Annotated in this window: 2 protein-coding genes; both read right to left on the bottom strand. The window is 36.2% G+C overall.

The annotated features are described in order from the left end of the window. Positions 1 to 199: 199 nt before the first annotated feature. The gene (locus NCY57_RS16590) at positions 200 to 856 is read right to left on the bottom strand and encodes a hypothetical protein (protein ID WP_173740177.1); all 657 of its coding nucleotides are present in this window, start codon (positions 854 to 856) and stop codon (positions 200 to 202) included. Between the two features lie 34 nt (positions 857 to 890). Continuing rightward, positions 891 to 1,499: a hypothetical protein gene (locus NCY57_RS16585; RefSeq protein WP_173740176.1), complete on the bottom strand. Its 609-nt coding sequence runs from the start codon at positions 1,497 to 1,499 to the stop codon at positions 891 to 893. Positions 1,500 to 1,582: the final 83 nt, after the last annotated feature.

Raw genomic sequence — 1,582 nt, 5'->3', positions numbered from 1 at the left:
GATTTATATGTTGTGTTCATATTTGTATTATACTATAGTTTATTAGTTAATACAATTACTATTTTGTCCATCTTCAATTACTTGCATAAATTCGATGGACGCGTCTTATATCCCCATAGCGGAAGCAAGGGGTTTTACGACGCATTGGATAATCTTTTGTTTTATGTTTTATGATATCTATTATTTTAATGACTACTTATTATTTTCCATCCAGAAGATTTTTTTTCATAGCTCTGATCCAATCCTTCAAAATCCCGATTGGAACCATCTTCTGTCCACTTGCAGAAACCCAGTAGTCCTCTGGGTATTTTTTCAGATATCCATAGTAAACGTTTTCGCTTCCTTTTGCTTCGGAAAATTCTGTTCCTTCCGAATCGTATACATTCGTTATGGGAGATTTTATTCCCGGATATGGTGACACCACAACATACCATTCCCCATCAACTGCTACGGTAGATACGTCGACTATAATCCTGTCTCCTGTAAAACGCTTTGTGTCCTGAAACTCTGAATCTTCCGGAAGTTTCCAGCCGCTTTCTGTTTTTTCAAAAATCTGTGAGTCCATCACATCTCCATCATCCATAATAACCAATGCTGAAGTTTTTCCTCGCAATGTCGCCACGACATCTGACCGATCATCATAGGCTGTTACTGCTTCCTCAAGTGTATGGAAACTTTGTTCAGCCTCTTTGTTATTTTCGGACATCATAAATATGATGACCACAGACAAAACCGGAACCAGTATAAATATGGATATTTTTCGTGGGATTCTTTTCCTGGAATCCACAACTGCCACTATCATGAGCAACAGCAATAAGATTCCCCACGACCACCAGTTAGACAGTGAAATATTCATTTTTATGTTCTCCTTTTCCTACAATCTTGACGCTTCACAGATTGATCGCTACTTTATCTCCATCTACAGAAATCCAGTAATCATCTGGTTTCGTTTTCAGATATCCATAATATACCGTTATATTCTCATATTCCGTTTTTAAAAATTCTGTTCCAGCCGAATCGTGAACCTCATCTATAGAATTCTCCCCCATAAGATAATGTGGGAGTATTACAATATACCATGCTCCATGTATTTCTATTGATCTCATATCAATATTGGCATCTTCTGAAGGATAGCTCATACTTTTTCTGAAAAATGCTGAATCCGGCAATTTCCATTTCTTTCCATTTTTTGGAAAAATTCTTCCTTCAATAGATCCATCTTCATCCATGATAACATATGTAGATTTCTCATCCTGCAAGTTTGCTATTGGCTTCGCCTTAACATCATATGCCCGAATCGCTTTATCCAGCGAGGTAAAATTTCGCTGCACAAATACTGCCTGAAACATAATAAATAACAAACCAACCAGAAAAATTGGTCTGATGATAAAAAGCGGTACCTTTTTAGATTTTTTCTTGCATACGAGAGCAACTGCCAATGCAATAAACATTAATATTGTTATAACTATTTCGAAAATGCTCAATATCAGATTCGCCATATGATTCCTTTCTTCAGCTATTAATGGATTCTATCTCCGAATCATCATATATTTTCTTTAACTCTTTTCTCATTTCCTTATTG

The organism is Blautia sp. MB18-30 (assembly GCF_023669475.1).
GTDB lineage: Bacteria > Bacillota > Clostridia > Lachnospirales > Lachnospiraceae > Blautia_A > Blautia_A fusiformis.
The sequence above is the reverse complement of the archived record's forward strand: the minus strand, read 5'-3'. Positions and strand labels throughout refer to the sequence as shown.